This is a genomic window from Arthrobacter sp. PM3 (assembly GCF_003352915.1).
Classification (GTDB): Bacteria; Actinomycetota; Actinomycetes; order Actinomycetales; family Micrococcaceae; genus Arthrobacter.
In genome coordinates this window covers 3,147,537-3,173,631 of the sequence record NZ_CP022314.1, presented here as the reverse complement: position 1 = coordinate 3,173,631, position 26,095 = coordinate 3,147,537, and the positions used below count along the sequence as shown (strand labels likewise).

21 protein-coding genes are annotated in these 26,095 nt (G+C 69.4%); 6 read left to right on the top strand and 15 right to left on the bottom strand.

The window, feature by feature from the left end; translation table 11 throughout:
• Nucleotides 1-622: 622 nt before the first annotated feature.
• From tyrS to CFN17_RS14480, 3 genes are all read right to left on the bottom strand, one after another.
• Complete coding sequence (tyrS, locus tag CFN17_RS14490) at nucleotides 623-1,936, bottom strand: tyrosine--tRNA ligase (RefSeq protein WP_208748465.1); 1,314 nt, start codon at nucleotides 1,934-1,936, stop codon at nucleotides 623-625.
• A 66-nt stretch (nucleotides 1,937-2,002) separates the two neighbouring features.
• Entirely contained in the window at nucleotides 2,003-4,231 is a 2,229-nt protein-coding gene (locus tag CFN17_RS14485) for an AAA family ATPase (protein WP_208748464.1), read from the bottom strand.
• 177 nt (nucleotides 4,232-4,408) lie between these two features.
• On the bottom strand, nucleotides 4,409-4,924 hold the full coding sequence (locus CFN17_RS14480; RefSeq protein ID WP_261792471.1) for an adenine phosphoribosyltransferase: 516 nt from the start codon (nucleotides 4,922-4,924) through the stop codon (nucleotides 4,409-4,411).
• A gap of 218 nt (nucleotides 4,925-5,142) precedes the next feature.
• Between CFN17_RS14480 and CFN17_RS14475 the strand changes: the two genes are divergently transcribed.
• Entirely contained in the window at nucleotides 5,143-5,847 is a 705-nt protein-coding gene (locus tag CFN17_RS14475; protein ID WP_208748463.1) for a GNAT family N-acetyltransferase, read from the top strand.
• Here the strand turns inward: CFN17_RS14475 and CFN17_RS14470 are convergent.
• Both CFN17_RS14470 and CFN17_RS14465 read right to left on the bottom strand, forming a co-directional pair.
• Nucleotides 5,750-6,406 (bottom strand): hypothetical protein, encoded by a 657-nt coding sequence (locus tag CFN17_RS14470; protein WP_208748462.1) that lies wholly within the window; start codon nucleotides 6,404-6,406, stop codon nucleotides 5,750-5,752. The two genes, CFN17_RS14475 and CFN17_RS14470, sit on opposite strands and share 98 nt — an antisense overlap.
• Before the next feature lie 6 nt (nucleotides 6,407-6,412).
• Complete coding sequence (locus CFN17_RS14465; RefSeq protein ID WP_208748461.1) at nucleotides 6,413-7,105, bottom strand: DNA-3-methyladenine glycosylase; 693 nt, start codon at nucleotides 7,103-7,105, stop codon at nucleotides 6,413-6,415.
• A gap of 90 nt (nucleotides 7,106-7,195) precedes the next feature.
• Here CFN17_RS14465 and CFN17_RS14460 point away from each other — a divergent pair, with 90 nt between their 5' ends.
• Nucleotides 7,196-8,764, top strand: a complete 1,569-nt coding sequence (locus CFN17_RS14460) for a DNA-3-methyladenine glycosylase 2 family protein (RefSeq protein ID WP_208748460.1) — start codon at nucleotides 7,196-7,198, stop codon at nucleotides 8,762-8,764.
• Entirely contained in the window at nucleotides 8,761-9,276 is a 516-nt protein-coding gene (locus CFN17_RS14455; protein ID WP_208748459.1) for a methylated-DNA--[protein]-cysteine S-methyltransferase, read from the top strand. The genes CFN17_RS14460 and CFN17_RS14455 overlap by 4 nt, the downstream gene beginning before the upstream one ends.
• Before the next feature lie 59 nt (nucleotides 9,277-9,335).
• Here the strand turns inward: CFN17_RS14455 and CFN17_RS14450 are convergent, their stop codons facing one another.
• From CFN17_RS14450 to argC, 10 genes are all read right to left on the bottom strand, one after another.
• A complete protein-coding gene (locus tag CFN17_RS14450; RefSeq protein ID WP_208748458.1) occupies nucleotides 9,336-10,073 on the bottom strand; it encodes a maleylpyruvate isomerase family mycothiol-dependent enzyme in 738 nt (245 codons plus the stop codon).
• 70 nt (nucleotides 10,074-10,143) lie between these two features.
• Nucleotides 10,144-10,665 carry a pyridoxal 5'-phosphate synthase gene (locus CFN17_RS14445; protein WP_208748457.1) on the bottom strand — a complete coding sequence of 174 codons (522 nt, stop codon included), beginning with the start codon at nucleotides 10,663-10,665 and terminating at the stop codon, nucleotides 10,144-10,146.
• A 136-nt stretch (nucleotides 10,666-10,801) separates the two neighbouring features.
• Complete coding sequence (gene argH, locus CFN17_RS14440) at nucleotides 10,802-12,244, bottom strand: argininosuccinate lyase (protein WP_208748456.1); 1,443 nt, start codon at nucleotides 12,242-12,244, stop codon at nucleotides 10,802-10,804.
• Nucleotides 12,245-12,249: 5 nt separating this feature from the next.
• Entirely contained in the window at nucleotides 12,250-13,455 is a 1,206-nt protein-coding gene (locus CFN17_RS14435; protein WP_208748455.1) for an argininosuccinate synthase, read from the bottom strand.
• Nucleotides 13,456-13,515: 60 nt separating this feature from the next.
• Nucleotides 13,516-14,046 carry an arginine repressor gene (locus CFN17_RS14430; protein ID WP_208748454.1) on the bottom strand — a complete coding sequence of 177 codons (531 nt, stop codon included), beginning with the start codon at nucleotides 14,044-14,046 and terminating at the stop codon, nucleotides 13,516-13,518.
• Nucleotides 14,046-15,041: an ornithine carbamoyltransferase gene (gene argF, locus CFN17_RS14425; protein ID WP_208748453.1), complete on the bottom strand. Its 996-nt coding sequence runs from the start codon at nucleotides 15,039-15,041 to the stop codon at nucleotides 14,046-14,048. The genes CFN17_RS14430 and argF overlap by 1 nt, the downstream gene beginning before the upstream one ends.
• Complete coding sequence (locus tag CFN17_RS14420) at nucleotides 15,038-16,339, bottom strand: acetylornithine transaminase (protein WP_208748452.1); 1,302 nt, start codon at nucleotides 16,337-16,339, stop codon at nucleotides 15,038-15,040. The genes argF and CFN17_RS14420 overlap by 4 nt, the downstream gene beginning before the upstream one ends.
• Complete coding sequence (argB, locus tag CFN17_RS14415; RefSeq protein ID WP_208748451.1) at nucleotides 16,336-17,289, bottom strand: acetylglutamate kinase; 954 nt, start codon at nucleotides 17,287-17,289, stop codon at nucleotides 16,336-16,338. Before argB ends, CFN17_RS14420 begins: the two co-directional genes overlap by 4 nt.
• A gap of 49 nt (nucleotides 17,290-17,338) precedes the next feature.
• Entirely contained in the window at nucleotides 17,339-18,505 is a 1,167-nt protein-coding gene (gene argJ, locus CFN17_RS14410; RefSeq protein ID WP_208748450.1) for a bifunctional glutamate N-acetyltransferase/amino-acid acetyltransferase ArgJ, read from the bottom strand.
• Entirely contained in the window at nucleotides 18,502-19,533 is a 1,032-nt protein-coding gene (gene argC, locus CFN17_RS14405; RefSeq protein WP_208748449.1) for an N-acetyl-gamma-glutamyl-phosphate reductase, read from the bottom strand. Before argC ends, argJ begins: the two co-directional genes overlap by 4 nt.
• Nucleotides 19,534-19,769: 236 nt before the next feature.
• On the opposite strand from argC, the gene CFN17_RS14400 reads away from it, so the two are divergent.
• The 3 genes from CFN17_RS14400 to CFN17_RS14390 all read left to right on the top strand — a co-directional run bounded on the left by CFN17_RS14400 (nucleotide 19,770) and on the right by CFN17_RS14390 (nucleotide 26,030).
• Nucleotides 19,770-20,873 carry an acyl-CoA desaturase gene (locus CFN17_RS14400; RefSeq protein ID WP_208748448.1) on the top strand — a complete coding sequence of 368 codons (1,104 nt, stop codon included), beginning with the start codon at nucleotides 19,770-19,772 and terminating at the stop codon, nucleotides 20,871-20,873.
• 159 nt (nucleotides 20,874-21,032) lie between these two features.
• Nucleotides 21,033-21,998: a quinone oxidoreductase gene (locus CFN17_RS14395; RefSeq protein ID WP_208748447.1), complete on the top strand. Its 966-nt coding sequence runs from the start codon at nucleotides 21,033-21,035 to the stop codon at nucleotides 21,996-21,998.
• 180 nt (nucleotides 21,999-22,178) lie between these two features.
• Nucleotides 22,179-26,030, top strand: a complete 3,852-nt coding sequence (locus CFN17_RS14390; protein ID WP_261792470.1) for a Pls/PosA family non-ribosomal peptide synthetase — start codon at nucleotides 22,179-22,181, stop codon at nucleotides 26,028-26,030.
• Nucleotides 26,031-26,095 lie beyond the last annotated feature (65 nt).

Sequence of the window (26,095 nt, the reverse complement as noted above, 5' to 3'; positions counted from 1 at the left end):
TACTCACGTGTTACTCACCCGTTCGCCACTAATCCACCAGCAAGCTGGCTTCATCGTTCGACTTGCATGTGTTAAGCACGCCGCCAGCGTTCATCCTGAGCCAGGATCAAACTCTCCGTTGAAAAATAACAGACACAACCAGGAACCACGGGAAAACGCGGAACCAGGCTGCACAAAATTTGAAACCAGCTGAAAAACCAGACCCGACACGGGGTGACGGGCCCGGCAAAACAACCAATCCATAATAAATTGGTATCAACAAACTTGGCACACTATTGAGTTCTCAAACAACAGACACATTCGAATACTTGTCGAAATAAAATTCATTTCAATGAATTCTTTTGTTTCGCTTTTCTTCGCTGCGATGTTTATAGCTTATTTCATTCATTACCACTTTGCAAATTCAGGATTTTCATCCGGAATTCACTCTGTGGAGCGAATCCGCCCAGCAGAATTGAAGCAATTCTTCCGATCCGCACCTGGCGCATGAAGAATTGCTTCTCATTTGTGGGGGTTTGTCACCGCTCAGCGGCGGCGACTCAGAAAACAATACACGCCCCTGCGCCGCCGTGCAAATCGGCGGGACAGGGGCGTGTAGTTGGCATGCAGCGGCGAACCGGGATCAGGACACGGCGACTTCGACTGTTGCAAGGTTCTTCTTGCCGCGGCGCAGGAGCAGGTACCGCCCGTGCAGTAGTTCGCCGGGGGCCACCACGGCGTCGGGGTCCGTCACCTTGGCATTGTTCACGTACGCTCCGCCTTCACCGACGGTACGGCGGGCAGCGGACTTGCTTTCCGACAGACCGGAGGCCACCAGCAGTTCGACGATGCCCAGCGCGCCAGCGTCGACTGTGGCAGAAGGGAGCTCGGAAGTCGCTGCCTTCAACGTCGCCTCGTCCAGCACGGAAAGGTCACCGTTGCCGAACACGGCGGCCGACGCAGCAATGACCTTTTCCGTCGCATCCACGCCGTGCACCAGGGAGGTGACCTCGTACGCGAGTTTCCGCTGGCCCTCCCGTGCGAACGGACGTTCGGCAACGGCGGTTTCGAGCGCCTCGATCTCTGCCCGGCTCAAGAACGTGAAGACCTTGAGGCGGTCCGCCACATCGGCATCGGCCGTGTTGAGCCAGAACTGGTAGAAGGTGTACGGGCTGCACATGGCCGGATCCAGCCAAATGGCATTGCCCTCGCTCTTGCCGAACTTGGTGCCGTCGGAGTTGGTGATGAGAGGCGTGCCCAGGGCGTGGACGTGCTTACCTTCAACCTTCCGGATGAGTTCGGTTCCGCTGGTGAGGTTGCCCCACTGGTCCGAGCCGCCGGTCTGCAGCACGCAGCCGTAGTCACGGTAGAGCTGGAGGTAATCCATGCCCTGCAGGATCTGGTAGCTGAACTCGGTGTAGCTGATGCCCTCGTCGGAGCCGAGACGGGACGCGACGGCGTCCTTGCGGAGCATGGTGCCAACTCGGAAGTGCTTGCCGATCTCACGAAGGAAGTCGATGGCGCTCAGCGGCGCCGTCCAGTCGAGGTTATTGACCATCCGGGCGGCATTGTCACCCTCAAAGCTCAGGAAGCGGCGGACCTGGGCCTGCAGGTAGCCGACCCATTCGGACACAGTGTCCTTGGTGTTGAGGGTGCGTTCCGCCGTCGGACGCGGGTCACCGATCAGGCCAGTGGAACCGCCGACGAGTCCGAGCGGTTTGTGCCCGGCCAGCTGGATCCGGCGCATGAGCAGCAGCTGGACCAGGTTGCCCAGGTGCAAGCTCGGTGCTGTCGGATCGAAACCGCAGTAATACGTCACGGGGTCGCCGGCGAGGAGCTTCTCGAGCTCCACCTCATCCGTGGAGACGTGGACAAGTCCGCGCCATTTCAGCTCCTGCCAGATGTTGGCGAAGCTGGGGTCGTTCTGCTGGGCATCGAGATTATTTTGCTGGGACACGGAATCTAAGTTAGCAGGATCGGCAGATCAGCAGCGCAGGTGACGCCGCGGCGACAGCGCCGGCGACTACCCCTCGATGCCGGCCGGGATACCGGCGGAAGCGATCATGCGCAGGCGCTGCGTGGGCCGCGTCATGGCCACGTACAGGTCGCCTACCCGGCCGTGCTCGTGGTTGAGCATGTCCGTCGGTTCCAGGACCACGACGCCGTCGAACTCCAGTCCCTTGGCCTCGCGGGGGCTGATCACCACGATGTCCTGTTCGTAGCTCCCGGCCCCAGTGCCGATGCGGTGGCCGTACACGGCACGCAAGGCCGTGTTGGCCGCCGGGAGGAGCCCGCCGTCGGCGATGACCGCCAGCAGGCCGCCTTCGACGGCGTCGAGTTCTTCCGGCAGGACCTCGATGAGTTTGTCGATGATGCCTTCCTTGGCGACCTGGTCGATGACCGGGGACCAGCGGCCCTCCCGGACGGCCTTTGGCGCCGAGACCACCAGTCCGGCCGCGTTGGCCATCCGGGCCGCGGCTTCGGCGATCTGGGACGGCGTGCGGTAGTTGACGGTCAGCTCCTCGAGCTGCCACCGATCCCCGAACATGGGGGCCAGTGCGCTGTGCCAGGACTTGGCCCCGGCGACCGAACTGGTCTGTGCGATGTCGCCCACGATCGTGAAGGACTTCAGCGGGCAGCGGCGGACCAGCAGCCGCCACTGCATGGGCGAGAGCTCCTGCGCCTCGTCCACCACGATGTGCCCGAAGGCCCAGGTGCGGTCCGTCGTCGCGCGCTCGGCAGCGGTCAGCCGGGCCTCCCGCTCCTGGTTCTGCTCCACCAGGTCTTCAGCCGAGACAAGGACGTCGACACCGGCGGTTTCCATGTTGATTAGCGTCTGCTTGGCGTTGGCGAGGTCGCGGGCGTGGTCCTGTTCCTGCTGCGCCAGGCTCCGGCCGGCGGCGGCGTCCAGCTCGCCGAGCAGCTCGGCTGCCTCGTCGAGCAGCGGGACGTCGGCCTCGGTCCAGGGCGAGCCGGCCGGGCGGAGCAGCAGGGCGCGCTCCTCCGGGCTGAGGTTCGGCGTGCAGGCCTCCAGGATGGCCGGCTTGCTCAGCAGCTCCCCCACGAGTTTCTCCGGGGTCATCGGCATCCAGCACAGGTTCAGCGCGATCCGGACATCCCGGGCGGACCGGACGTCTTCGGCCAGGTAGGAACGGTCGGCGTTGTTGCCGATGTTGCCGGCCTCCACCAGCTCCGTCATCTGCTCGGTCAGCTCGCGGAGCAGGATCTTGACGAAGGAGACACGGGCCTCGTTGTGCGGTTTGCCGGTGGCGCGCGCCCGTTCCTTGGCGCGGCGGACCTGCCGCGGCGTCAGTACGAGTTTGCGGCCGTCCACTTCCAGGATCCGGTTGGCGGCGGGGATGCGCTGCCGGTTGGCCACGGCGTTGGCCACGACCTCTGCCATGTCCAGCCGGCCCTTGATGGCAGCGACGGCGGCGTCGTCCTCAGCGACGGCGTGAATGCCCGGCATGAGCCGGCCCAGGCTCGCCATGACGACGCCGGTCTCGCCGAGCGAGGGCAGCACGCGTTCGATGTAGTTCATGAACGACGACGTCGGGCCCACCAGCAGGACGCCGGCGCTCTTGAGCCGCTCCCGGTGCGTGTACAGCAGGTACGCGGCACGGTGCAGGGCGACGGCGGTCTTGCCCGTGCCGGGGCCGCCCTGGACCACGAGGGCCCCGGAGATGGAGGAGCGGATGATCCGGTCCTGTTCGGACTGGATGGTGCCGACGATGTCGGACATCCGGCCGGTCCGCTTGGAGTTCAGGGCGGCCAGGAGGGCGCCCTCGCCCTGGAGGGAGTCGGAGTCGGCGAGCATGTCGGCGTCGAGCACGTCGTCCTCGATGGCCTTGACCTCGCGGCCCTGCAGGATCAGGTGGCGGCGGCGGCGCACGCCCTGCCGGTCAAAGGCCGTGGCCTGGTAGAAGTGGCCGGCCTCGGGCGCGCGCCAGTCCACCATGAGCCGCTGCAGGTCCTCGGTGGTCAGGCCGATGCGGCCGATGTACTGGGCCTCGCCGGAATCCAGGTCCAGGCGGCCGAAGACCAGCCGGTCATCGACGGCGTCGAGCTGGGCCAGGCGGTCCTCGTACAGGGCCGCGAACGCGTCGCGCTCGGAGACGTTCTGCATGGTGCCCACCGCACCGGCACGCCGGACCTGGGCCAGCTGGGCGCGCTTTTCCGCCCGCAACTCATCCAGCCGGGCGTACAGGCCGGCCACATAGTCGCGTTCATGGGCCAAATCAGCGTCGTGCATCGAACGTTCCCCTATCGAAAAAGACAGACCCACCATTCTACAGCCAATTCGGCCGGCGCATCGAAGATGCGTTGGCCGAAAACTGTCAAGGCAGTCTTCGTCAGGGAATTCTACCCACACGGTCCGCGGGGTCCAGTTTCTGCGTTCCCTTCGCGGCGTGCCCGTTACGGCGTTCGGCTACAGGCGCAGCAGCGACCGGACGGGGTGTCCGGCCAGGGCCTCGCGGCCGCCGAGCCCGTCGAGCTCCATAACGACGCCGACGCCGGCGACGTGGATGCCGCAGCGTTCGAACAGCCGTGCCGCGGCGCCGAGCGTGCCGCCGGTGGCCAGAACGTCGTCGAGGATCAGCACGCGGCTGCCCGGGGCAAGGTCCGTGGTGTGCAGTTCGAGGGTGGCGGTGCCGTACTCAAGGGCATAGTCCTCGGCGACCACTTCACGGGGGAGCTTGCCAGCCTTGCGGACCGTGATCACGCCGGTGTCCGTGGCGTAGGCGGCGGCCGCGGCGAGCAGGAAGCCGCGGGCTTCCACCCCGGCCACGGCGTCGAACCGGCCCCGGAACGGCTCCACCAGGGCGTCAACGATCGCTTTGAGTGCCGGGCCGTGGGCGAAGACCGGGGTCAGGTCCTTGAAGCTGATGCCGGGCTTGGGGTAGTCCTCGATCGTGGCGCACAGGCTGTTGATCAGCCGGTCCACCGAGTGGGCCGGGCCGTCAGAGGCCGGGACGTTGAGTTCTGCGGGGTTGTGGGCTGGGATGTTTTGGTCCGGGTCGCTTTCATTCACCCGTCTACTTTACCGGCCGGTAGTAAATACTCCCGGCCCGGGCTGCCGGCCATCTGCCGGTCATCCAACGTTCACCGGCGCGGCACCTGATGGGCGGGACGGCCGCCCCGGCACGGTGATTAGATGCTCCAATGCGACACGATATTGTCCTGGACGGCCACGGAATCCGCCTGGTTCCGCTTTCCCCGGAGCACAGCGCCGGGCTCTTCGATTTCGTCGACCCCGGGATGTGGGCAGGCATGGCTGCGGCGATGCCTGCAACCCCGGCCGAACTGGCATCCCTCTTTGCATCCAGGCTGGACGATCCCGCCACACTGCCGTTCGCAGTGACGGACCGGCGCACGGGTGCCCTCCTGGGAACGACGTCCCTGCGCGAGCACGTCCCCGCCCAGCAGCGGCTGGAAGTGGGCGGGACGTTTTACGGGCGGCAGTTCTGGGGCAGCCACGTCAACCCGGCGAGCAAGCACATGCTGCTCGCCTACGCTTTTGGCGGGCTGGGCGTCCGGCGCGTGGGGTTCCGGTGCGATGCCCGCAACACGCGCAGCGCCGCCGCGATCGAGCGGCTGGGCGCGCGGCACGAAGGAACGCTGCGGGGCCACCGCACGGCACCGGACGGGGGCCGTGCGGACACCGCCGTCTTCTCGATCCTTGCCGAGGAGTGGCCCGGAGTGCGCGCCGGGCTCCGGCGCCGGCTGGCCCCGTTCGACGTCGGCGACTCCCCCGTCGCCGCGGACCGCCTTAGTGCCGCGCACGCTCCTGGGGGCCAGGCGCCGGCGGCATGGCATGCCCGCCCGCCGCTGGCGGCCGCAGGAGTCCATGGGCGAGCCCGTAGCTGACCACCTCCAGTGCTTTGGCGAGCGCGTGCTCGGCCTCAAACCGGGCGGCCGCCGCCGCACTCATCCGGGTGTAGTCGTCCGCCCAGCCGGAACGGCGGAACCGGTCGGCGTCGCCGTGCAGCAGCCGCCCGTAGAGCACGTCGTCGAAGACGTCCTGCGCCTCGGCGTCGTTGGTCAGCGCGCCGCCGGCAAACGCACCGGCGGATGCGGTGCCGGGCGGCTCGGGCCGGCGGCCCTGGAGCATTTCGGGCGTGAAGAGGCGCACGACGGCGTCGGTCCCCTCCGCGACGGTGGGATCGGCCGGGATATTGCACAGGCGCAGCGCCCTGACCACGAGTTTGAGCGAGACGTGCTCATCGCGCACGATGAATTTGCGCAGCAGCGCCGCGCGGAAGAGTTCCACCCAGTGCCGTCGCTCGGCCCCGGCAGGGTCCGCAGGGGCAGGGCCGCCGTCGGGGGCAAACAGCTCAACCATGCGGAAGTATTCGGTGGCCAGCGTCTCGAAGACCCGCAGCCGCTCCAGTTCACCGGCCGGCTTCCCGCGCTTACCCTCACCCATGCGGCGTCACTTCCTGCGCACCTTCGCGGCCTTGTACCGTGACACCGTCGGGTCGCCGCTGAGCCAGTAACGCCACGGGTAGTCGTGGCTGCCGCCGGCGCCGGACACACCGACGCGCGGGCCCGAACTGATCTGCGCGGCGGCGCTGCGCGGGCTGTCCGGCAGCTCGAGCCGGAACGGCGGGCCCAGCGCGTCCCTGCCGCTGTCCGCCGTCGTCAGTCCCAGTGCGGTGGCAAGCCGGGCGGGTCCGCTGGCGAGGTCGGTGTCGGATTTCGACGTCGGGCGCCTGGTCCTGGCCAGCTCGACGCCAGCCACCACTTCGCCGGCGCGCAACAGCAGCGCGGAGGCGACGCCGTCGGGCCCGCACACAATGTTCGCGCAGTGGTGCATGCCGTAGGTGAAATACACGTACAGGTGGCCGGCCGGGCCGAACATGGGCGCGTTGCGCGGCGTTTCGCCACGGAAGGTGTGGGAGCCGGGATCGGGGTGCAGCGAATCGTGCGGACCCAAGTACGCCTCCACTTCGGTCAGCCGCACTGATACCGTTCCGCCGCGCCCGTCGTGCGTCAGGACGGCGCCGAGTAACAGCGGCGCCACGTGCCGGGGGTCCGCCGAGAGCAGTTCCCGGAGTGCCGGGCCGGCGTCGGATCCGCCGTCCGGTCGCGTGCCGGGCCCCGCGGGCAGTGGGCTGGACGTCATGCTGAGACTTTAACAAATCCGCGCGCGACCGCCCACGGCCGTGTCCGAATTCCGCTAGCAGGGGCCGGGGGAAGCTGGCAGGATGGGGGCATGGACTTCTGGCAGCGCTACCGGGCAATCGACGCCCGGGACACCCGGTTCGACGGGCAGTTCTACACCGCTGTCCGCACCACCGGCATCTACTGCCGGCCGTCGTGCCCGGCACGGACCCCCAAGGCGGACAACATCACGTTCTACGAAACGTCGGCCGCGGCGCACGATGCCGGCTACCGCGCTTGCAAGCGCTGCCTGCCGGAGGCTGTCCCGGGCACCCCGGCATGGAATGTCCGCTCGGACGTCGCCGGCCGGGCCATGCGGCTCATCAACGACGGCGTGATCAACCGCGACGGCGTGGAAGGCCTGGCCGCGCGGCTCGGCTACTCCTCGCGCCAACTCAACCGGATCCTGAGCCACGAGCTCGGGGCCGGTCCCCTGTCTTTGGCCCGAGCGAGCCGCGCCCAGACGGCCCGCACCCTGTTGGTCTCCACGGACATGTTGGCCTCGGACATCGCCTTCGCCGCCGGCTTCAACAGCGTGCGCCAGTTCAACGAAACCATCGGCGAAGTCTTTGCCATGACGCCTTCCGCGCTCCGGGCGACCGCACGGCACCCCCGGGCGCATGCCACCGCGGCGGTGGCATCCACCTCGCTCACCCTCAATCTCCCGTACCGGGAACCGTTCGACCCCGGCATTTTCGAGTTCCTCGCCGTGCGTGCCGTCCCCGGCATTGAGGAGGGAACGTCCGGGTCCTACGCCCGGACCCTGCGGCTGGCCCACGGCGACGCCCGGTTCAGGGTCGACTACGACGCCGGCGCGGCCGGCCGCCCGCTGGTCCTGACGATCGGCGCCGTGGACCTGCGGGATCTTGCCTCCCTGCTCAGCAGGGTCCGCCGGCTCCTGGACCTCGACGCCGATCCTGTCGCCATCGACGGGACCCTCGGCGCCGATCCCCGGCTGGCCGCCACGGTGGCGCGCACGCCGGGTATGCGCATGCCCGGCGCCGTGGACCCGCAGGAGCTGCTGATCCGGGCCATGGTCGGCCAGCAGATCACCGTGGCGGCCGCCCGGACTGCCCTGGGCCAACTCGCGGCGGCCGGCAGCGAGAGCCTGGTGCCCGGCGACGGCCTGCACCGGCTCTTCCCCACCGCGGCGCAGATCGCGGAGACCGGCTTCGGGTTGCTCCGCGGCCCGCAGCGCCGGATCGACTCCGTCCGTTCGGCAGCGGCGGCGATGGCCTCGGGCGATCTGGACTTCGGCTACGGCGACGACCTGCCCGGGCTGGAGTCCAAACTCCTGCCGCTGGCCGGCATCGGGCCGTGGACGGTGGGGTACGTCGCCATGCGCGTCATTGGTGCTCCTGACGTTTTCCTCGCCAACGACGCCGCGGTCCGCAACGGCATCCGGTCCCTCGCCCCGGGCGGTGCCGGTGGCGCTTCAAGCCGCGGCGCTGCCGACGGCGGTACCGGCGCCTCCCCCGAATTCCGTGAGGTCAGTCCCTGGCGCTCCTACGCCACGATGCACCTGTGGCGGGCGGCAGCGGCCGCCCAGGCTGCGGCGCGCAGCCCATCTTCGATGTCGGCACAGACGGCAATACAGACTCCCAAGAAAGCGAACCCATGAAAGCCCAGCTGTTGACCATGTCCACCCCGGACGGCCCCTTCACGATCATTGCCCGCGACGGCGCCGTGCTGTCCTCCGGCTGGACCGCCGGTCCCGGCGCGCTGACCGGCCAGATCCACGCGGACCTGCTGCCGGCCGGATTCGAGACCGTCACCGGGCTCGGCGCCATCTCCGAGGCGGTGGAGGCGTTCTACGCCGGAACCCCTGGCCCGGCCATGGAGGTGCCGGTCCTGCAGAAGTCCGGCCCGTTCCGCAGCCATGCCTGGGACGTGCTCCGGACGGTGGCGCCCGGCCACCCCGTGACGTACACGGAATATGCGGAGCTGTCCGGGAACGCCAAGGCGGTCCGGGCGGCGGCCAGTGCGTGCGCGTTCAACGCGGCGGCCCTCTTCGTGCCCTGCCACCGCGTGGTCCGCTCCGACGGCTCCCTGGGCGGCTTCCGCTGGGGGCTGGCGGTCAAGGAGCGCCTGCTGGACCGGGAACGGGAGTTCGCCCTCGCGGCACGGCCCTGAGGGCCGGTCCGCGGCCAAGGCCATGCCGCGAAACAGCCCGGCGGGCCCGCCCGGCAGCCTCAGTTGGTGACGGGCACCCCGGCCGGCCAGGGCAGCAGCGCGGGGAGGTCGACGCCGTCGGCTGCCGCCGTGGCGCGAAGGCTCCCGAGGCTCGGGGTGCGCCCTGCCAGCCACGCCGCGATGTCCGTGAGCATGCCGCTGATGACCGTGGATTGCCCCCCGTTGCCGATCGCCCGGCCGGGCAGGCCAAGCGGCTGCAGGACGAAACGCTGGCCGTCCGGCACCCTGGCCGAGAGGAAATCGAAGAGGTGCTCGCAGAAGGGCCGGCTCCAGGTTTCCGGGCCGCGGCCGGTGCCGAGGTCGGCGGCGTGAATGACGAGTTCGCGCCACAGCGCCAGGCCGCCGTCGAACACCACTCCCCCGCGGTACGTGATGGGCTCGCGCCAGCCGGCGGACTCCAGCGAGTCAAAGGCGCGCAGGGCGCGCTCCAGAGCGGCGTCGACGTCGGCCCGGTGTTCCGCGGCGCTGTGCCCGGCGGCTGCCTCGATGGCGCGGGTGCGGCCATCGTAGCCGCCGTCGTAGAGCTCAATGGCCTGGCCCCGGGCCGCGTATTCCAGCTGGCGTGCCATGGCGTTGGCGATCCCGCCGATGTGCGCCAGCACGTGCCCGCGGGTCCACCCGGGCAGTTCCGACGGCGCCTTGATGTCCGGGTCCGTGAAGGTGGCGGCGATTCCGGCCACGGCGTCGGCCGCGCGGTGGAGTTCTTCCAGGAGCTTGTCCGGTGTGATGTCGGTCATGGCGCCTATCCTAACGGAGCCACCCGATTAACACCGATTAACTGAACAGGATCCGATCGGCAGGGCTCGATCAGCCGCTCGTGTAGCGGTGCCGGATGTGCCGGCGGTCGTGCCGCGCCTGCCAGAATTCAATCTCCCGCGGGCGCACGGCGTAAAGCTGCCAGACGGGGTTCTCCGTGCCGTCCCCTCCGGGCCGGGCCTGCCAGTCGGCTGCCGAGGCCGCCGCGGACAGCTGCACGACGTCCCCTGCCACCCGTACCTGCCGGCCCTGCGGCTGCCAGAAGAAGTTCAGCGCCGCCTGCGGGTTCACCGCGAGTTCCTGCCCTTTGCGGGATGCCCGGGACGTGGCGAAGTGCCAGCCGTCGGCGTCGATGTCCTTCAGGATCAGCATCCTTGACGACGGCCGGCCCTGGGCATCGGCGGTGGCCAGGCTGCAGGCGTTGGGCTGCGGCACCCCGGCCTCCAGCGCTTCGGCGAGCCACTGCCGGAAGAGTTCGGCCGGATCCGCAGGCGCTGCGGCCGGGTCAAACGCCGGGAGGACATCGGGGAAATCGGGCAGCGCACGCAGGAACTCGCGGAAGGATTCGCTCATGCGATGACACTACCCGGGCGGTCCCGGCGGCAAACGGACAACGCTCCCTCACCTTTGGCAGGAAATCCGCCGACGCTCCTGCGGGCAGTGCGGGAGCGTCGGCGGAAAGCTGCCGGAAGTGAGGGAGCGTCTGTGGCTACCCGGCGTACGCGCGGACGCCGTCGAGCTCGGCTTCCAGGGCCAGCAGCTGCCGTTCGACGGCGGCCGGCGCCGTGCCGCCCTGGGAGTTGCGGCTGTTGAGCGATCCTTCGGTGGACAGGACCGTGCGGACCTCCGGCGTCAGGTGCTCCGAGATGGCGGCGTATTCGGCGTCCGTGAGGTCCCAGAGCTCGACGTCGCGGCTTTCGGCCTGCTTCACGGCGGCGCCGGAGAGCTCGTGTGCCTCCCGGAACGGCACGCCCTGGCGGACCAGCCATTCGGCGATGTCCGTGGCCAGGGCGAAGCCCTGGGGTGCCAGCGATTCCATCCGTTCGGTGTTGAACTTCAGGGTCGCGATCATCCCGGAGACAGCCGGAAGCAGGACTTCCAGCGTGTCGGCGGCGTCGAAGACCGGTTCCTTGTCCTCCTGCAGGTCGCGGTTGTACGCGAGCGGCAAGCCCTTCAACGTGGCCAGGAGCCCGGTGAGGTCACCGATCAGCCGGCCGGCCTTGCCGCGCGCGAGCTCGGCGACGTCCGGGTTCTTCTTCTGCGGCATGATCGAGGAGCCGGTGGAGTAGGAGTCGTGCAGCGTCACGAAGGAGAACTCCTTCGTGGCCCACAGGATCACTTCCTCGGAGACGCGGGAGAGGTCCACGCCGATCATCGCCGTGACCCACGCGAACTCGGCGAAGACGTCGCGGGAAGCGGTGCCGTCGATCGAGTTGTGCGTGGCCGAGAAGAAGCCCAGCTCCGCGGCCACGGCCTCCGGGTCCAGTCCGAGCGAGGAGCCCGCCAGGGCGCCGGAGCCGTAGGGCGAGACGCCGGCGCGCTTGTCCCAGTCCGCCAGCCGCTGCACATCACGCAGCAGCGCCCAGGCGTGGGCCAGCAGGTGGTGGCCGAGCAGCACCGGCTGGGCGTGCTGCAGGTGGGTCCGGCCGGGCATGGCCACGCCGCGGTGGGCTTTGGCCTGCTCCACGAGCGCATCGATCGTCGCAAGGACGCCGCGGGCAATGATCCGGGCGTGGTCGCGCAGGAACATCCGGCCCAGCGTGGCCACCTGGTCGTTGCGGGACCGGCCGGCGCGGAGCTTGCCGCCCAGCTGCGGGCCGGCACGTTCGATCAGGCCGCGTTCAAGCGAGCCGTGCACGTCCTCGTCGGACTCGGCCGGCAGGTACGCGCCGGAAGCAACGTCCTCGTCCAGCTGCGTCAGGGCGGCGAGCATGCCCTCGAGTTCGGCGTCGTCCAACAGGCCGGCCTTGTGCAGCACGCGGGCGTGCGCCTTGGACCCGGCGATGTCGTAGCGGGCCAGCCGCCAGTCGAAGTGGGTGGACTTGCTCAGCGCGGCGAGGGCGTCGGCGGGGCCGCCGGCAAACCGGCCGCCCCACAGCGCACCCGTGTTGGTTGCCTCCGCCTTGGTCGTTGCGGGTTGCTGCTCAGCCACGCGGGCTACTTCCCGGCGACGCGGATGTCGCGGCCGGAGGCAACTTTGGCGGACATGCCCCACAGCTCGATGAAGCCGCGCGCCATCGACTGGTCGAAGGTGTCGCCGGTGTCGTAGGTGGCGAGGTCGAAGTCGTACAGCGAGGTCTCGGAGCGGCGTCCGTTGACGATCGCCTGGCCGCCATGCAGAACCATGCGGATGTCGCCGGAGACGTACTTCTGGGTGTCCTCGATGAAGGCGTCCAGGGAGCGCTTGAGCGGGGAGAACCACTGGCCGTCGTAGACCAGCTCGGCCCAGCGCTGGCCGACGGTGGCCTTGAAGCGGGCCTGCTCGCGCTCGATCGTGACGTCCTCGAGGTGCTTGTGCGCGGTGATGAGGGCCATCGCACCCGGAGCCTCGTAGATTTCGCGGGACTTGATGCCCACCAGGCGGTCTTCGACGACGTCGATCCGCCCGACGCCCTGGGCACCGGCGCGGCGGTTGAGTTCCTTGATGGCCTGCAGCGGGGTGACCTTGACGCCGTCGATCGCGACCGGGACGCCGGCTTCGAAGGAGATGGTGACTTCATCCGGTGCCGGCGGGAACTCCGGGGTGGCGGTGTAGTCGTAGATGTCCTTGGTGGGGGCGTTCCAGATGTCCTCGAGGTAGCCGGTCTCGACGGCGCGGCCCCAGACGTTCTGGTCGATCGAGTACGGGTTCTTCTTGGTGGTCTCGATCGGCAGTCCCTTTTCCTCGGCGAAGGCGATGGCCTTGTCACGGGTCAGGGCGAGGTCGCGGACCGGGGCGATGCACTTCAGGTCCGGGCCGAGGGTCTGGATGCCGACCTCGAAGCGGACCTGGTCGTTGCCCTTGCCGGTGCAGCCGTGGGCCACGGTGGTGGCGCCGAATTCGCGGGCGGCCTTGACCAGGTGCTTGACGATCACCGGGCGGGAGATGGCGGAGACCAGCGGGTAGTGGCCCTGGTAGAGGGCGTTGGCCTTCAGCGTGGGGACGCAGTACTCGTTGGCGAACTCGTCGGACGCGTCGGCGACGTAGGCCTCGACGGCGCCGCAGCCGAGGGCGCGCTGGCGGATGGTTTCCAGCGATTCGCCGCCCTGTCCGACGTCGACCGCGACGGCGATGACCTCGGCGCCGGTGGCTTCACCGATCCAGCCGATGGCGACAGAAGTATCCAGGCCACCGGAGTAGGCCAGAACAATACGCTCAGTCACTTCAAATGCTCCTTAGTTGTTGGGTTCTTGGGTCTCTGGTGCAAAGTCATTCGTGAAAAATCATTGGCCGGCTTCCTCGGCGAACTGCAGGAAGCGGGCGGCGATGTCCGCGCCGCCCTGCGGGTCCCGGGTGACGAGGAGGACGGTGTCGTCCCCCGCGATAGTGCCCAGGATCGAGGGCATCACGGAGTGGTCGATCGCGAGGGCCAGGAAGTTCGCGGCACCGGGCGGAGTGCGCAGCACCACGAGGTTGGCCGAGGCCTCGGCGGTGACGAGCAGTTCCCCGCACAGCCGGGTCAGTCGCGCGTCGAGGATCTCCTGCGTGACCCCGCTCCTGGCCGCGCGCTCGCCGCCCTCTCCCGGGACGGCATAGACCAGCACGCCGTCCTTGCCGCGGACCCGGACCGCGCCGAGCTCCACGAGGTCACGGGAGAGCGTGGCCTGGGTGACCTGGACCCCGTCGTCCGCGAGCAGGGCCGCGAGCTCGGCCTGCGAACGGACCGATTCGCCTGTCAGGATGGCCGTGATCCGCGCCTGCCGGGCCGTTTTGGTGGCCGGGCTGGCCCCCGGGGAGGCTGGCTGGACGGACATCAGGCCGGCGCCAGCCCATCAACAGCCAGCGCCAGCCCATCAACAACAGCCAGGCCCGAGCGGTGCATGAGCCAGGCCATGAGCGCCTTCTGGGCGTGGAGCCGGTTTTCGGCCTCGTCCCAGACCACGGACTGCGGGCCGTCGATGACGTCCGCAGCGATCTCGTAGCCCCGGTACGCGGGCAGGCAGTGCAGCACGACGGCGTCCGGTGCGGCCAGCTTCATGGCTTCGGCGTCCACGGAATAGTTGCGGAACAGCTTCAGCCGCGCTTCCTTCTCGGCTTCCTGCCCCATAGACACCCACGTGTCGGTGGCGACGACGTCCGCGCCGAGGAGGGCCTCGGCGGCATCGATCGTCACCAGCACCGAGCCGCCGGTTTCCGCGGCACGGTCCTCGGCCGCGGCGATGATCTCCGGGGACGGCAGGTAGCCTTCCGGGCCGGCGATGCGGACGTTCATGCCCGCCGTGACGCCGGCCAGCAGGTAGGAATTGGCCATGTTGTTGGCGGCGTCGCCCAGGTACGCCATGGTCAGTCCCTTCAGTGCACCCTTGTGTTCCTTGACTGTGAGGAGGTCGGCGAGGAGCTGGCACGGGTGGTAGTCATCGCACAGGGCGTTGATGACCGGGACGCGGGAGTTCGCGGCCATCGCGACGAGGCCGGCGTGCGCGCCGGTGCGCCAGACGATGGTCGACACCATGCGTTCGAGCACTTTGGCGGTGTCCTCGACCGATTCCTTGTGCCCGATCTGCGCCTCGCCCGGGTTGATGATGAGCGCGTTGCCGCCCATGTCCGCGATGCCGGTGGCGAAGGAGACCCTGGTGCGGGTGGAGGTCTTGTCGAAGATGACCGCGACGGTCTTGCGGCCGCTGGCCTCGGCGGCGAAGGGCTGCACGCTGTAGGGCGCGGCCTTCATCCGGGCGGCGAGGTCGAGGACCTCGGCCTGTTCGGCAGGGCTGAGGTCCGTGTCCTTGAGGAAGTGGCGGGTGGCAGTCACTGGGCGTCCTTTGCGGTCTGGAGGAGGGCGGGCAGCGCGGCCAGGAAGCGGTCGGCCTGCTCCGCGGTCAGGATCAGCGGCGGGGCCAGCCGGATGGTCCGCGGGCCCGGGCTGTTGACGATGAACCCGGCGTCGAGGCCGGCCTGCACGACTCCGGGTGCGACGTCGGCGTCGAGGTCGAAGCCGATCAGCAGCCCTTCGCCGCGGACGTCGGTCACGCCGTCGATCCCGGCGAGGCCGGCGCGCAGGTGCTCCCCCACGGCCCGGACGCGGGCCAGGACGTCCTGGTTTTCGACCACGTGCAGGGTGGCGAGGGCGGCGGCGGTGGCCACCGGGTTGCCGCCGAAAGTGGTCCCGTGCTGGCCGGCGGTCAGCAGCGCAGACGTGTCGGGGCCGAAGGTGATGAGGGCACCGATCGGGAAGCCGCCGCCCAGGCCCTTGGCCAGGGTCACGGCGTCGGGCACGATCCCGGCGTCCTCGCTGGCCAGCCACTTGCCGGTGCGGCCGATCCCGGTCTGGACCTCGTCGAGAATCAGCAGGGCACCCGCGGCGCTCGTGGCCTCGCGGGCTGCTCTGAGGTAGCCGGCGGGCAGCGGCCGGACCCCGGCCTCGCCCTGGATCGGTTCGAGGAACACGGCCGCGGTGGTGTCGTCGACGGCGGCGCGGAGGGCCTCGATGTCACCGAACGGGATGTGCACGACGCCGCCGGGCAGCGGCGCGAACGGCGCCCGGTAGGCCTCTTTGGCGGTCAGCGCCAAGGCACCCATGGTGCGGCCGTGGAACGCTCCTTCGAGGGCGATGATCTTGGTGCGCGGCTGCGCTGAGTTGTCCGTGCCGGCGGTGTCCGTGCCGGCGCCCGAATTCCGGCGGGCCAGTTTGAAGGCGGCCTCGACGGCTTCGGTGCCGGAATTGGCGAAGAACACCTTGGAACCGGCCGGCGCCTTGGACAGTTCCAGCAGTTTTTCGGCCAGGGCGATCTGGGTGGGGCTTGTGAAGAAGTTGGACACGTGGCCCAGGGTGGCCAGCTGGCTGGAGATCACCGAGGTGACGAACGGGTGGGCGTGGCCCAGGGCGTTGACGGCGATCCCGCCGAGCAGGTCCAGGTATTCCTTGCCGTCGGCGTCCCACACGAGGCAGCCGGCACCGCGGACCAGGACCCGCTGCGGGGTGCCGAAGACGCCCAGCAGCGAGGAGGAATAACGGGCCAGCCACTGCGCGCCGGTGGCGTGCGAAGCGACGAGCTCACCGACCGCCGAGTGTTCGAGGTCCGTGGATGATGCTGTTTCGGTCTGGTTCATTTGCTTTCCTCGTCCGGGACCACCTGGGTCCCGATTCCCGCGGTTGTGAAGGTTTCCAGCAGCATCGAGTGCGGCAGCCGGCCGTCCACGATGTGCGCTCGTTCAACGCCGCCCTCGACGGCTTTCAGGCAGGCTTCCATCTTCGGGATCATGCCCGATTCCAGCCCGGGCAGCAGCTCGCGGAGCTCCGAAACCGTCAGGGAGGAGATGAGCGAGGACCGGTCCGGCCAGTTGGCGTAAAGGCCCTCGACGTCGGTGAGGATGACGAGTTTGGACGCACCCAGGGCCTCGGCCAGGGAGGCCGCGGCGGTGTCGGCGTTGACGTTCAGGACCTGGCCGGTGGTCTGCCCGCGCTGGGTGCTGTCCGCGGCGCCGTCGCCGTGGATTTCGGGGGCGACGGTGGAAATCACGGGAATCCGACCCGCGGCCACGATGTCCAGGATGCCCTCCGGGTTCACCCCGACCACCTCGCCCACGAGGCCCAGGTCCACCTCCTCGCCGTCCACGACGGTGCCGGTGCGGACGGCCCGGAGCAGGCCGCCGTCTTCCCCGGACATGCCGACGGCGTAGGGGCCGTGGGAGTTGATCAGGCCCACGAGTTCGCGGCCCACCTGTCCGGTGAGGACCATCCGCACCACGTCCATGGCCTCTGGGGTGGTGACGCGCAGCCCGCCCTTGAACTCGGATTCGATCCCGAGCCGGCCGAGCATGGCGTTGATCTGCGGGCCGCCGCCGTGCACCACCACTGGGTGGATGCCCACGTGGTGCAGGAAGACGACGTCCTCGGCGAACGCGCGGCGGAGTTCGTCGTTGACCATGGCGTTGCCGCCGTACTTGATCACCATGGTGGTGCCGGCAAAGCGCTGGATCCAGGGCAGCGCCTCGACCAGCGTGGCGGCTTTGTCCCGGGCATCGGCCATCGAGGTGGTCTCGCGTGTCTGGGTGTTCATGCTGCTCGTCGTTCCTTACTGTGCATCCCTCTATGCATCCCTTCGGGGGTTAGCTGGAGTAGGCGCTGTTTTCGTGGACGTAGTCGTGGGTGAGGTCGTTCGTGAGGATCGTGGCCTCGGCGTCGCCGGCCTGCAGGTCGATCTCGACGAGGACCGCGCGCGGTTCCAGGTCCACGAGGTTCCGGTCGTCGCCGATGCTGCCGTTGCGGCAGATCTGGACGCCGTTCATGGACACGTTCAGCCGGTCCGGCTCGAACGCGGCGTCGGTGGTGCCGACGGCGGACAGCACGCGGCCCCAGTTGGGGTCCTTGCCGAAAATCGCGGTCTTGAACAGGTTGGAGCGGGCGACGGCGCGGCTGACGACTTCGGCGTCGCGCTCGCTCGCGGCGTTGAACGTCCGGATCGCGATGTCGTGGCTGGCGCCCTCGGCGTCGCCGATCAGCTGGCGGGCCAGGTCCGCGCAGACCTCGGTCAGTCCGGCACCGAAGGCGGCGGCGGACGGCACGGCGCCGGAGGCGCCGGATGCCAGGAGCACCACGGTGTCGTTGGTGGACATGCAGCCGTCGGAGTCGGCCCGGTCAAAGGTAACCCGGGTGGCGTCTCGCAGGACGACGTCGAGCATGTCCGCCTGGACGTCGGCGTCCGTGGTGATGACCACCAGCATGGTGGCCAGGCCCGGGGCCAGCATGCCGGCGCCCTTGGCCATGCCGCCGATGGTGAATTCCTTGCCGTCGGCGTCGGTGCCGGTGAAGACGGCCTGCTTGGACACCGAGTCCGTGGTCATGATGGCGGTGGCCGCCGCGGGGCCGCCGTCGGCGGCCAGGCCGGCGGTGGCGGCCCCGATCCCGGCGAGGATCTTGTCCATGGGCAGCTGCTCGCCGATCAGTCCGGTGGAGCAGACGACGACGTCGGTGGCGGAGACGCCCAGCGCTTCGGCGGTCTTTTCCGCGGTGGTGTGCGTGTTCTGGAAGCCCTGCGGGCCGGTGCAGGCGTTGGCCCCGCCGGAATTGAGGATGACGGCGTCCACGCGGCCGTCCTTGACCACCTCGCGGGACCAGTGCACCGGCGCCGCGGCGACGCGGTTGGAGGTGAACACGGCCGCGGCCGCCTTGGCGGGCCCGTCGTTCACGACGAGGGCGAGGTCCGGTTTCCCGGAGGCCTTCAGGCCTGCCGTGACGCCGGCGGCGCGGAATCCCTGCGGTGCGGTGATGCTCAAGGTGCGACTCCCTGGAGGTTGAGGCCCGCGGTTTCCGCCAGGCCGAGGGCAATGTTCATGGATTGCACGGCGCCGCCGGCGGTTCCCTTGGTCAGGTTGTCGATCGCGCAGCAGACAATGACGCGGCCGGCGTGCTCATCGAAGGCGAGCTGAATGGCGGTGTGGTTCGAGCCCTGCACGGACTTGGTCGAGGGCCACTGGCCCTCGGGGAGCAGGTGGACGAACGGTTCGTCGTCGTAGGCGTCGGCCCAGGCGCGGCGGAGTTCCGCGGCGGTGACGCCAGCGCGCACTTTGGCCGTCGCCGTCGTGAGGATGCCGCGGCTCATCGGGGCCAGGGTCGGGGTGAACGAGACGGTGACGGGCGCATTCAGCGCCTTGGACAGGCCCTGTTCGATTTCCGGGGTGTGCCGGTGCCCGCCGCCCACGCCGTAGGGGCTCATGGAGCCCATGACTTCGGCGCCGATCAGGTTGACCTTGGCGGCCTTGCCGGCGCCGGACGTGCCGGATGCGGAAACGATCACGACGTCGTCGGCCTCCAGGAGGTGGCTGCTGAAGCCGGGCGTCAGGGCCAGCAGGGCCGACGTCGGGTAGCAGCCGGGCACGGCGATCCGGGTGGCGCCGCGGAGGGCCTCGCGCTGGCCGGGCAGTTCGGGCAGGCCGTACGGCCAGGTCCCGGCGTGCGCCGAACCGTAGAACTTCTCCCAAGCCGCCGGGTCTTCGAGCCGGTGGTCCGCTCCGGCGTCGATCACGACCGTCCCGGCCGGCAACTGGGCCGCGATCTCCGCGGACGCGCCGTGCGGCAGGGCCAGGAACACGACGTCGTGCCCGGCCAGGTTCTCCACGGTGGTGTCTTCCAGGATCCGGTCCGCCAGGCCATGGAGATGCGGCTGCAATTCGCCTAGTCTGGAACCGGCGTTGCTGTGGGCCGTGATGGCACCGATGGTGACGTCAGGGTGACCGGCGAGGAGCCGCAGGACCTCGCCACCGGCATAGCCGCTCGCCCCGGAAACGGCAACAGAAATAGTCATAAGCACGACTATACAGCAAGAGTATGCATAGATGCCGATATTTATGCATCCATGTGTGCGTGTCCGAACCAGGTGGGCCGCCGGGCGGCATCCGGAATTGCGCCGGCAGAGGATTCAGGTGCGGGCCGGCCCTCCGGAAAAACCGGGGGCGTATGCTGGGTGGAGGGTGATCCAGACCGTGCAGCTGCGAATGTCAGTTGCAGCGTTGCCCGTAACCGTGACGAGGCCAGCGCCCCATGACTGCCACTTCCACCCTTCCCGCTCAAACGCCGGGGCGTCCGCCAGCCCGCGTGCGGCAACCGAACGCCGTCGTCCTGAGCTATTCGGAACTCCTGAAGAGCGTGAAGACGGCCGGCCTCCTTGAACGGCGCGTCGGCTTCTACATCACCCTGTTCGCCAGCCTCGTGCTGCTGATGGCCGCCACCTGGTTCGGCTTCGCGCTCATCGGTGACAGCTGGTTCCAGCTCCTGATCGCTGCCGCCCTGGGCATCCTGTGCACGCAGCTGAGTTTCCTGGCCCACGAGGCCGGCCACCGCCAGATTTTCGCGTCCCGCCGCGCCAACGACTGGGCAGCCCGGCTGCTCGCCACGTCCGTGGCCGGCATCAGCTACTCCTGGTGGGAGCAGAAGCACGGCGCGCACCACAACCACCCGAACGTCATTTCCAAGGATCCGGACATTGCGCCGGGCCCGATCGCCTTCCACACTCAAGCCGTGGCCGACCGGAAGGGGCGCTTCGCCTTCCTGACCCGCAAACAGGGCTGGTTCTTCTTCCCGCTCCTGTTCCTGGTGGGTTTGGGGCTGCAGATCGATTCGGTGAAATTCATCGTCCGCCGGGCCAAGGTCACGCACCGCTGGGTTGAAATCCCCATCCTCGCGGTCCGGCTCAGCCTGCTGCCGGTCCTCGCCTTCAGCTTCCTGCCCCTGGGCATGGCGTTCGCCTTCATCGGCGTCCAGCTGGCCGTCTTCGGCTTCTACATGGGGGCGTCCTTCGCGCCCAACCACAAAGGCATGCCCGTCCTGCCGGCGGACAGCCGGGTGGATTTCTTCAGCCGGCAGGTCCTGACGTCACGGAATATCTCCGGCGGCCTCTTCATGGACATCCTGCTCGGCGGCCTGAACCGCCAGGCGGAACACCATCTCTTCCCGGACATGGCCCGTCCCCAGCTGGACAAGGCCGCCAGGATCGTCCGCGAGTACTGCGCCACGCACCAGGTTCCCTACACGGAAACCACCCTGATGCAGTCCTACGCCATCATTGTCCGCTACCTCAACGACGTCGGACTCGCCGCGGGCCGCCACTTCGAATGCCCGATGGCGACCGTCACCCGCCGGTACTAGACGCCGGCACGCGCCTGCCGCTCACACGCCTGCCGTCACGCCGGGCGGGAGACGCAGCACGTGACGACGGGTTACGAACCGCCCCTTCATGGTTGTCACTGGTGTCCCTAGGATGGTTCGTGGGACCAGGACACAATCCCGGCCCGGAATAGGAGACACATGATGCACGCGATCGTCGCCCGCCGCGCCGGTGGACCTGAGGTCCTGGAGCTCACCGAAACGGAGCGTCCCGTCCCCGGGCCCGGCCAGTTGCTGATCAAGGTCGCCGCCGCGGGTGTGAACTTCATTGACACCTACAAGCGCGGCGGAGTCTACAAGGTCAGCTACCCCTTCACGCCGGGCTCCGAGGCCGCAGGCACCGTGGAGGAAGTCGGCGACGGCGTCACCGGGTTCGCGCCCGGCGACCGCGTGGCGACGGCGGAAGGCATCAACTGCTACGCAGGCTACGCCCTCATCGACGAGGACAAAGCCCTCCCGGTGCCGGACGGCCTGGACGATTTCACCGCCGCCGCGCTGCCGCTGCAGGGCGTGACGGCGCACTACCTGATCAATTCCACGTTCAAGGTGGAGCCCGGCCACACCGTGCTGCTGCACGCTGGCGCTGGCGGCGTCGGCCTGCTCATGATCCAGCTGCTCAAGGCCCGGGGCGCCCGCGTCATCACGACGGTCTCCACGGACGCGAAGGAACAACTGGCCCGCGGAGCCGGCGCCGACCACGTGCTGCGCTACGTCGGCTTCGCCGGGCGGGTCCGGGAACTGACGGACGGCACCGGCGCGGACGTGGTGTACGACGGCGTCGGCAAGGACACCTTCGATGCCTCCCTGGAGTCGCTGCGCGTCCGGGGCATGCTGGTGCTCTTCGGCGCGGCTTCGGGTCCGGTGCCGCCGTTCGACCCGCAACGCCTCAACGCCGGCGGCTCGCTTTTCCTCACACGGCCCACCATGGGCCACTACCTTCGCGACGCCCGGGAACGGCGTTGGCGCTCCGACGAGGTCTTTGCCGCTGCAGCAGCAGGCAGCCTCAACGTCCGGATCGGCGCCCGCTACTCCCTGGGCGAGGCAGCCGACGCCCATGAGGACCTCGAACAGCGCCGCACCACCGGCAAAGTCATCCTGGTCCCCTAGGCCGCACGGCACTACCTTCCGTTCATCTCCTGCAGGGACAATGCGCCAGTGACCGAGCAACAGCTGACCCCGAGTAAGACCCCCGACGCCGCTGCGGCGCAGCCCGCGGAAGCCGCCGGGATCCCCGTCCACGCGCCCCAGCTCCCGGGCTCGCTGGCCGCCCCGCCGGAGCGGACGCTCATGAAGATCCTCCATGAGACCGCCGCCCGGTTCCCCGATGCGTCCGCGCTCGACGACGGCCACCGGTCCCTCAGTTACGCCCAGCTCATGCACGAGGTCCGGGCAACGGGACGGAAGCTGCACGCGGCGGGGCTGGGCGCCGGCGACAAGATCGGGATCCGCATCCCGTCCGGCACCAATGAGCTCTACATCTCGATCCTGGCGGTGCTGCTGGTCGGTGCGGCCTATGTTCCGGTGGATGCCGACGATCCGGACGAGCGCGCCAAACTGGTCTTCGGCGAGGCCCGGGTCTCCGGCATCCTGCGCGCCGGCGGGAAGATCGTCACGGACAGCAGGCATCCCCGGCCGTTCCCGGCGGCCAGGCCGGCAGGTCCCGACGACGACGCCTGGGTGATCTTCACGTCCGGATCCACCGGGACGCCCAAGGGCGTTGCCGTGCAGCACCGTTCGGCCGCCGCGTTCGTGGACGCCGAAGCCCGCCTGTTCCTCCAGGACGAACCGGTGGGACCGCAGGACCGGGTGCTGGCCGGATTGTCCGTGGCGTTCGATGCCTCCTGCGAGGAGATGTGGCTCGCCTGGCGCCACGGCGCGTGCCTCGTGCCGGCGCCCCGGGCGCTGGTCCGGACCGGGATGGACCTCGGGCCGTGGCTGATCAGCCACGGCATCACCGTGGTTTCCACCGTCCCCACGCTTGCCGCGCTGTGGCCCGTCGAGTCGCTGGAAAGCGTCCGCCTGCTGATCTTCGGCGGCGAGGCCTGTCCCCCGGACCTGGCCGAGCGGCTCGCCGTCGAGGGCCGGGAAGTGTGGAACACGTACGGCCCCACCGAGGCCACCGTCGTCGCGTGCGCCGCCCGGCTGGGCGGCCCCGGCCCCGTCAGGATCGGACTGCCGCTGGACGGCTGGGACCTCGCCGTCGTCGACGCCGATTCCGTGCCCGTGGCCGAAGGTGACGTGGGCGAACTGATCATCGGCGGTGTGGGGCTGGCCCGGTACCTCGATCCGGCCAAGGATGCCGAGAAGTACGCCCCCATGCCGTCGCTGGGCTGGGCGCGTGCCTATCGCTCCGGCGACCTCGTGAAGTACGAGGCCGAGGGCCTGATCTTCCAGGGCCGCGCCGATGAGCAGGTCAAGCTGGGCGGCCGCAGGATTGAACTCGGGGAAATCGACGCCGCCCTGCAGTCGCTGCCGGACGTCGCCGGGGCCGCGGCCGCCGTGCAGACGACGGCGGCCGGCAACCAGATCCTTGTCGGCTACCTGGCCTCCGCCTCGGGCAATGACATCGACCTCGCGGCCGCCCGCGAACTGCTGGGCGAAAGCCTTCCGGCTCCCCTCATCCCGCTCCTGACGCTCGTGGACTCGCTGCCAACCAAGACCAGCGGCAAAGTGGACCGGCACGCCCTGCCCTGGCCGCTCAGCGGCGCCGGAGCCGCCGAGGCCGAGGGCGCCCCGCTGAACCTGCCGGAGGACGCGCAGTGGATCGTGGAGCAGTGGAGCGCTGTGCTGGGCAGCCCGGTCACCAGCCTCGACGCCGACTTCTTCGCCTACGGGGGCGGCTCGCTGGCCGCCGCGCAGCTCGTCTCCGCCCTCCGGGTCCGCTACCCCACCATCACGGTGGCCGATATCTACGCGACCCCCCGGGTGGGTGCCCTGGTGGATGCGGCGCGCCAGTCCCTGCCCGAAGGCGGCCCGGTCCCCGCGCAGGAGCGCACCGTCCGGCCGACGGCGCGCAGGTCACAGGCGTTCCAGACCCTCATGGGTATCCCCCTGCACATCCTGGTCGGCATGCGCTGGCTGACGTACCTGATGGCTGCCAACAACCTTCTGGCCGCCTTCGCCGGATTCAGTGCCGCGCCGACCATCTCGTGGTGGTGGATCGGTGCGTCCTGGCTCGTCTTTGTCAGTCCCGCCGGGCGGATGATGATCTCCATTGCCGCGGCCCGCATCCTGCTGCGCAACGTCGGACCCGGAACGTATCCTCGCTCCGGCAAGGTGCACATCCGGCTCTGGCTCGCGGAGCAGATCCAGGACCTCGCCGGCGCGATCAGCCTGGCCAGCGCGCCCTGGGTGCCCTACTACGCCAAGGCGCTGGGCGCGAAGATCGGCGAGAACGTCCAGCTGCATTCGCTGCCGCCTGTCACGGGGCTGCTGACCCTGGGCGCCGGGTCCAACATCGAACCGGAAGTGGACCTCTCCGGCTGGTGGATCGACGGCGACCGCGTCCACATCGGCGCCATCCGGATCGGCCCCGGTGCCAGCGTCGGGGCGCGCAGTACCCTGATGCCGGGAGCCACGGTGGGCGCCGGAGCGCAGGTGGAGCCGGGGTCCGCGGTGATGGGCAAGGTCAAGGCCGGGCAGCTGGTGGCCGGGTCGCCGGCGGAACGCCGGGGCAAGGCCCGACGCTCGTGGCCGGAGCCTCCCGCCGCCGGGCATCGGCTGACCGGCCGGCTGTGGTTTGCCGGGTTCGCCGCGGCGTCGGCGGTGCTGGCTCTCATTCCCTATGTTTCGGCCGCCGCAGCGGCCCTGGTGATCTTCGCGTTCATCCGGGGCAGCTCCTCCTTGTCCGCGGCCCTGCCCGGCCTGGTGCTGTCGGTGCCCCTGGCGGCCCTGGTGTGGTTCCTGACCAATCTGCTGTTGGTCCTGGCCACGACGCGCCTGCTTAGCATCGGCCTCGCCGAAGGCTACTACCGGGTGCGCAGCCGGATCGGCTGGCAGGTATGGGCAACCGAGCGGGTGCTGGACCTGGCCCGGGACCTGCTGTTCCCGGTCTATGCGAGCCTCTTCACCCCCGTCTGGCTCCGGCTCCTTGGCGCGAAAGTGGGCCGCAACGTCGAGGCGTCGACCGTGCTCCTGATCCCCCGGATGACCACCGTGGGCGAAGGCGCGTTCCTGGCTGACGACACCATGGTGGCCTCCTACGAACTGGACGGCGGCTGGATGCGGATTGCGCCGGCAAAGATCGGCAAGCGGTCCTTCCTGGGCAACTCGGGCATGACGGCTGCCGGCCGCAACGTGCCCAAGAACTCCCTCGTCGCGGTCCTCTCGGCGACGCCGGCCAAGGCAAAGTCCGGCACCTCGTGGCTGGGCAGCCCGCCGGTCCGCTTGCGGCGCACCGCGATCGCCTCCGACGACACCCGGACCTACCAGCCGCCCGTGCGGCTGAAGGTCGCGCGGACCCTGTGGGAGCTGTGCCGGTTTGTCCCGGTCATGCTGACGGTGGCGATCGCCGTCGGCGTGATGGTCGCCTTTGACACGCTGGCGGCAACCTTCAGCTACGCGGTGGCGGCTGTCCTGGGCGGAGTGGTGGTCCTGCTGGCCGGGGCGACGGCCGCCGCCAGTGCGGTCGTGGCCAAGTGGCTCCTGGTGGGGCGGATCCACGCCGGCGAGCACCCGCTCTGGAGTTCCTTCATCTGGCGGAACGAAGTGGTGGACACCTTCATCGAGATGGTCAGCGCACCATGGTTCGCCCGCGCGGCCACGGGCACCCCCGCGCTGGTGTGGTGGCTGCGGGCGCTCGGCGCGAAGATCGGCGCCGGCACCTGGTGTGAGAGCTACTGGCTGCCCGAGGCCGACCTTGTCACGCTGGGCCGGAACTCGACCGTCAACCGCGGGTGCGTCGTCCAGACCCATCTGTTCCACGACCGGGTGATGAGCATCGACACTGTTACGCTCGATGACGGAGCCACCATGGGCCCGCACGGCGTGATCCTGCCGCAGGCGAGGATCGGCAGCGGCGGCACGGTGGGGCCGGCTTCCCTCGTGATGCGGGGCGAAACCGTCCCTGCCGGGACGTACTGGATGGGCAACCCGGTCAGCCCGTGGGACGGGCCGGCCCCGCCCGCCGGCCCCCGCTAGGCCCGGTCCGCGCACGTCCACCAGCACCACGACCCGAAGGTTTTTCTCCATTGAGCACCAGCGCA